General features: G+C 66.3%; 5 protein-coding genes. 3 read left to right on the plus strand and 2 right to left on the minus strand.

Features of this window, described 5'->3' with window-relative positions; translation table 11 throughout:
- Positions 1-22: 22 nt before the first annotated feature.
- Both ACFTZB_RS41830 and ACFTZB_RS41835 read right to left on the minus strand, forming a co-directional pair.
- Positions 23-1,174: an acyl-CoA dehydrogenase family protein gene (locus tag ACFTZB_RS41830; protein ID WP_378441267.1), complete on the minus strand. Its 1,152-nt coding sequence runs from the start codon at positions 1,172-1,174 to the stop codon at positions 23-25.
- Positions 1,175-1,226: 52 nt separating this feature from the next.
- The gene (locus ACFTZB_RS41835; protein WP_378441269.1) at positions 1,227-2,396 is read right to left on the minus strand and encodes an aromatic ring-hydroxylating dioxygenase subunit alpha; all 1,170 of its coding nucleotides are present in this window, start codon (positions 2,394-2,396) and stop codon (positions 1,227-1,229) included.
- Positions 2,397-2,597: 201 nt separating this feature from the next.
- On the opposite strand from ACFTZB_RS41835, the gene ACFTZB_RS41840 reads away from it, so the two are divergent.
- From ACFTZB_RS41840 to ACFTZB_RS41850, 3 genes are all read left to right on the plus strand, one after another.
- A complete protein-coding gene (locus ACFTZB_RS41840) occupies positions 2,598-3,587 on the plus strand; it encodes a GNAT family N-acetyltransferase (RefSeq protein WP_378441271.1) in 990 nt (329 codons plus the stop codon).
- Positions 3,588-3,808: 221 nt separating this feature from the next.
- Entirely contained in the window at positions 3,809-4,633 is an 825-nt protein-coding gene (locus ACFTZB_RS41845; protein ID WP_072939746.1) for a mycofactocin-coupled SDR family oxidoreductase, read from the plus strand.
- 19 nt (positions 4,634-4,652) lie between these two features.
- A partial coding sequence (locus ACFTZB_RS41850) for an aldehyde dehydrogenase (RefSeq protein ID WP_378441274.1) occupies positions 4,653-6,132 on the plus strand: 1,480 nt, incomplete at its 3' end.

The raw sequence follows: 6,132 nt of genomic DNA on the forward strand, positions 1-6,132 counted from the left end.
CACCCCTTCCTGCCGGAATCGTTCAGGCCTTCATCAGGTCTCGATGGATGATTTCCTTCATGATCTCGTTGGTGCCGCCGTAGATCCGCTGGATCCGCGCATCGATGTACGCCTTGGCGACGGGATACTCCATCATGTAGCCGTAGCCGCCGTGGAACTGCACCCCGGCATCGATGACGCGGCCCTGCAGTTCCGTGGCCCAGAGCTTCGCCTTCGCCGCATCCACCGCGGTGAGGGTGCCCGCGTTGTGCTCGCGCACGCACCGGTCGATGTACGCGCGGGACACCTCGACGGCGGTCTGCAGTTCGGCGAGGGTGAACCCGAGGCCCTGAAATTCCCCGACCCGCTTGCCGAAGGCCGTCCGCTCCTTGACGTAGTCGAGAGTCCAGCCGAGGACCGCCTCGGCGGACACCTGCGCGGCGATCCCGATGCCGAGTCGTTCGAGGGGGAGGCTCTGCATCAGATACGCGAATCCCGAACCGAGCTCACCGAGCAGATTCTCCTTGGGGACGCGGACGTCCTCGAAGAACAACTCCGCGGTGTCCTGGGCGTGCAGACCGAGCTTATCCAGTTTGCGGCCCCGGGCGAATCCCGGCGTCCCGTCCTCGACGACGAAGAGGCTGAAGCCGCGGGAGCCGGCGGAAGGATCGGTCTTCGCGAACACGATCACCAGGTCGGCGAGGATTCCGCTGGTGATGAACGTCTTGGACCCGTTGATCACCCAGCTGTCGCCGTCGAGAACCGCCGTGGTCTGGATGGCGCGCAGGTCGCTGCCCGCGGCAGGCTCGCTCATCGCGATCGCGCCGATGGTCTCGCCGGTGACGAATCCGGGCAGCCAGCGCCGACGCTGCTCGCCGTCGGCGTGGCGGAGCAGGTAGTTCAGGACGATGTCGTCGTTCGTGGAGAATCCGGACTGCAGGGCCGACGCGCCGACCCGGGCGATCTCCTGCTGGATCACGAAGCGGAAGCGGTAGTCCAGTTCGCCGGGCCCGCCGTACTCCTCGGGGACGGGCAGTCCGAGCAGGCCCTGGCGACCGGCCGCCAGCCAGGTCTCGCGATCGATCAGGCGATCCGCATCCCATTTCTCGAGTTGGGGCACCACGTGCTTGTCGACGAATCCCCGCACGGATTCGCGGAACAACTCGTGGTCCCGGTCGAACAGATCGCTCTGCATGTCTTCCTCCTGATGCGGGACGCCCGGTGGGCGCCCCGCACGTCATGTGTTGTCAGTTCGTTGCCAGTAGTTTCTGCGTCTCACGCCGGAACACCTGGTTGGCGACCTCGTTCTGGCCCAGCACCATTCGGCCGGCGTTGGCGCTGGTCATGCCGTGCTGGGAGTCCCGCAGGAGCGGGAAGTCCTCGGCGTGGAGAACCGCGAGGAGAATCTCCCAGTTCTTGTTCCACAGGCGGGTCCACTTCTCCTCGGTCATCTCGGTGTCCGCCACCGGCGGCACGATCAAGCGCATCTCCATGCGGCAGCGCTGCGGATCGGTGGGGTGGGGCCGGAAGGTGAGGAGCTGGAAGTGATCCGGCTGCCGCAGCAGGGTGCTGTTGGGAAGCAGGAAATGGGTTTCCGTGATGTCCTTGGCGAGGCTCCGGTCGCCGGGGTCCTCCTCGATCCACCGATCGATCGACTTGCGCGGGGCGATGAAGCGGCAGTGCCTGCCGAAGTCCTCGAATGCCATCACGTTGGTGTGAATGTGCTTGGCTGCGGTATTCGGATGCGCGTACTGGATGTGATACCCGTCGAGGAAGGCGTCCTGCATGATCTTCCAGTTGACCGGTTCGTCGAATCCCTCGGACTGCACGGCGATCTTGGAACCGAGGTCGTAGCCGGCGACGATCGTGTCCATCTCTTCGCCGAGCCAGCCCGCCACGTCGATCTCGGCGTTCGCGTCGTCCACGACCCAGATGAAGCCGTGACGCTCCTCGGTCGGCAGCTCGACGAGGCCCATGTTCGCGGTGTCGGTCTCGCCGAACGTGTTGTCGCGGGTAATCGTCCGGAGGCTGCCGTCCGTGTCGTACGACCACCGGTGGTACGGGCAGGAGAAGAGTCGGCAGCGGCCCTTCTCCTCCTTCTCGAGGAGGGCGCCACGGTGCCGGCAGAGGTTGACGAACGTCTTGACGCCACCGTCGCGCTGCCGGACCACGATGATGTTGTTCCGCGGCATCTGCAGGGTGAAGAAGTCGCCGGCGCGGGGGATCTCGGAGCCGTGAGCGACGATCGAGGGGACACGTCCGAAGATGAGGTCACGTTCCCGCTTGGCCACGGCCGGATCGGTGAATTCCTCCGGCTGGAACCAGGTGATGTGGTCGAATTCGTCCGTCGTGTCGTTGCGCAGGTGATCCAGGGCGCGGCGAATGCGTTCCTCGCGGGGTGCTCCGACCTCGGTCATTGCGTTTCCTCCAGTGTCGTGCGGAGTCGATGGGCCCGGCATTGTCGCCGCTACCCGTCACCGGCTCCGAATGCGGTGTGGATCGACCCATTAAATCTAACTCACATAGATTTATGTGTAAACCCTCGCAGGTCCGGCCGTTGCGGGTGTTATCAATGAGCATTAGGTTTAGGTGACGCTGTCCGATGAGGAGTGATACGGATGATTTCCTGTCAGTGGTGCGAGGAACTCGCAGACGACGACCGCGACGAAGTTCTCGCCCTGGTGGGCGCGGCCGCGGAATACGACGACGAAGCGGGGTTCTCGCGCATCGAACCGCGTGACGTCACGGCACGTTCGCGGCCGGGGATGCGGGTATCGCATCTTGCCGTCAAGGCGCGTCGCGGTTTGAGCGCTGTCGACGACGTTCCGCTCGTCGTGGTGGCGTACCTCAATATCGCCGTGGACGACGACGGTCTCGGGGCCGTCCAATTCGTCGTGCACCCCGACTATCGATCGCGGGGGATTGCGACCCTGCTCGTCGAGGAGCTGGGCCTCGACGTGGACCGGCCGGACGGCTGGATGGGGACCGGTGCGCGCGCGCTGCGCGCCTGGGCCTTCGGCACGCATCCCGCGGCCGAGCGCCTGACCCGACGGTTCCGGATCTCGTCGGTGAGCCGGCTGTGGACGCTGTTCCGTAGCCTGACCGGGCCGTTCGCGGTTCCGCTCGACCCGGTGCCCCTCCCGGCCGGGTCCGTGCTGGAGGCGCCGCGCGGGCTCGAGGCCCCCGAGTCGGTGACGGCTCTCGACGACGTGCTGGGCCGTTCGGGAATTCCGGCCGCTCAGCTGGAAAAGCTGTCGGAGAGCCGTGCCCACGGAACAGGGTCCGTCGTACTCGCGTCCGGCGACGCCGGCCGGCCCCAGGGGTTCGTGTGGCTGGACCCGTCGCTGCACACGCACCTCGAACTGCGGGCGGCGTGGATCCGTGCACTGGTGCTCGAGAAGGAGGCACGGGGCGGCGGCCTGGGTGCGGCGCTGCTCGTGCGGGCGCTCGAGGTGCTGCGCGACGCGGGGGCCCAGATCGCCTTGATGAGAATCGATCCCGACGACGACGGTGCGGTCCGGCTCTGCCGGTTGCTGTCGTTCGAGCAGGAGGAGGCGCATACGTGCTATCAGGTCGGTGAGTGGCACGAGGCTCCCGGCTACCTCTGAGGCATGAGACGTAGAACGATATTTGTTCCACTGTTGACGAGCGGCGAATGCCGCGCTACTGTCCTGTGACACGGCTCACAAGAAGTGTCCGTTTCGAGGGCGTCCGGCCGACGGCCCTCGAACCCAAGACCCACATCCAGTGCTCACCTCGCGCGCACGCCGCGCGACATTCCGGCGCACATCACCGACATCTCAGACTCGGTTGAACGAGAGGACACGTCATGGCACGACTCGAGGGGAAGGTCGCGTTCGTCACCGGTGCGGCTCGCGGACAGGGACGTTCGCACGCGGTGCGACTGGCGGAGGAGGGCGCCTCCGTCATCGCGATGGACATCTGCGAGCAGATCGACACCGTGTTCTATCCGATGGCGACCACGGATGACCTCGCCGAGACCGAACGCCTGGTCAAGGAGGCCGGCGGTTCCATCGTCACGTCGGTGGGCGACGTTCGGAACCGCGCCGACGTCCAGCGCGCGTACGACGCCGGGATCGAACAGTTCGGACACGTCGACATCGTCCTGCCCAACGCCGGCATCATGCCCGTCATCGGACCCGGAAATCAGCCGCAGGCGTGGCACGACGCCATCGACGTGATGCTCACCGGCGTGTGGCACGTACTCGAGGTGACGGTCCCCGGGCTGATCGAACGGGGCGAGGGCGGGTCGATCGTCATCACCAGTTCCGCGGCGGGCCTCACCAGCATCGGACTCAACACATTCCCCGGCCAGGCCGGTTACTCCGCGGCCAAACACGGCGTCGTCGGTCTCATGCGCCTGTACTCGAAGCAGCTTGCGAAGCACAGTATCCGGGTCAACACCGTGCATCCCACCGGGGTGAACACCCCGATGGTGGCCAACGCCGAATACGGCGAGTTCGTGAACTCGCACCCCGAGGTCGCGAACGACGAATCGTACAAGAATCCGATGCCGGTCGAGCTGATCGAGGCCGTCGACATCAGCAACGCCATCGTGTTCCTCGCCTCCGACGAGGCGCGGTACGTCACGGGCGTGACCCTGCCGGTCGATGCCGGCTACAACAACCGCTGAGCGAAGGGAATTTTCGACCATGACGACAACAGAGTCGGCGGCCGCAGCGCCTCCGAAGATCGCCGATCGCGAGCAGGTGTTCGTGGGCGGCCGGTGGGTGGAGTCGACGGGAGACGAGTGGATCGACCTCGTCGACCCGTTCACCGAGAAGAAGGCGGCGCGAATCCGCAGCGCCACAACCGAAGACGTCGAACGCGCCGTGCAGGCCGCTCGCACGTCATTCGATTCCGGTGAGTGGGCGTCGCGCACGATGGCCGAACGCGCCGACGTCCTCGACGAGATCGCTTCGCGACTCGAGAGCCGCGTGGAGGAGTTGACCCCGCTCGGCGTGATCGAGGTCGGCATCCCCGTCGCGGTCAGCGGCCCGACCCAGCAGATGACCGCCGGCTTGTTCCGCGCCGTGGCGGCCGTGGCCCGCGACTATTCCACCCGCGACGACCGGACCCGCGCCGACGGCGGGGTCTCGCGAATCCTGAAGGAACCGACCGGGGTCGTCGCAGCCATCATCCCCTGGAACGGGCCCATCGGAACGATCGCCTTCAAGGTGGCCCCCGCCCTCGCCGCAGGCTGCTCGGTGATCCTCAAGACGGCGCCGGAAGCCCCGCTGTCGCCGTCCGTGTTCGCCGACGTCATCGGGGAACTGACGGCCGAAGGCAAGATTCCGGACGGCGTCGTCAGCGTTCTCTGCGCCGACCGGGAGGTATCCGAAACTCTCGTCACCAATCCCGACGTCGATCACATCACGTTCACCGGAAGCACTCTCGCCGGGCGGCGCATCATGTCGCTCGCCGGGGAGCGCATCGCCCGGGTGTCGCTCGAACTCGGTGGCAAATCGGCGGCGATCATCCTCGACGACGCCGACCTGGGGCACGTCATGCAGTCGCTCCCGATGGGTGGCTGCATGCAGAGCGGTCAGGCGTGTATCGCGCTGACGCGGGTGCTCGTGTCACGCAAGCGCCACGACGAGGTGGTCGAGGCGCTGAAGGGTGCTTTGGGCTTCCTCACCATGGGAAACCCGTGGGAGCAGACGACCTTCCTCGGCCCGCTCGCCATGGAACGGCAGCGTGACCGGGTCGAGAGTTACATCGCCTCGGCGAAAGAGGAGGGCGCGACCGTCGTGCTCGGAGGCGGCCGTCCCGCAGGCGTCGACCACGGCTTCTTCGTCGAACCGACCCTGATCGACGGCGTGCGCAACGACATGCGCGTCGCGCAGGAGGAGATCTTCGGTCCCGTCGTCTCCGTGATCACCTACGAGGACGAGGAGGAGGCGATCGCCATCGCCAACGACTCGATCTACGGACTGTCCGGCGCGGTGTACACCGCCGACCTCGAGCACGGTTTCGAGGTGGCGCAGCGTATCCGGACCGGAACGGTCAGCGTGAACGCCGCCATCATCGATTTCACCGTGCCGTTCGGCGGCTACAAGCAGTCCGGCGTCGGACGTGAAGGCGGCGTCGAGGGTCTCGAGGAGTTCTTCGAGACCAAGACGGTGCATCTGC

It is taken from the genome of Rhodococcus sp. NPDC057014 (assembly GCF_042673295.1).
GTDB lineage: Bacteria > Actinomycetota > Actinomycetes > Mycobacteriales > Mycobacteriaceae > Rhodococcus_F.

What these genes read in the sequence shown, in the direction of transcription:
- ACFTZB_RS41830 (WP_378441267.1), bottom strand. Translation starts at nt 1,174, where the DNA reads ATGCAGAGCGATCTGTTCGACCGGGACCACGAGTTGTTCCGCGAATCC.
- ACFTZB_RS41835 (WP_378441269.1), bottom strand. Translation starts at nt 2,396, where the DNA reads ATGACCGAGGTCGGAGCACCCCGCGAGGAACGCATTCGCCGCGCCCTG.
- ACFTZB_RS41845 (WP_072939746.1), top strand. Translation starts at nt 3,809, where the DNA reads ATGGCACGACTCGAGGGGAAGGTCGCGTTCGTCACCGGTGCGGCTCGC.
- ACFTZB_RS41840 (WP_378441271.1), top strand. Translation starts at nt 2,598, where the DNA reads ATGATTTCCTGTCAGTGGTGCGAGGAACTCGCAGACGACGACCGCGAC.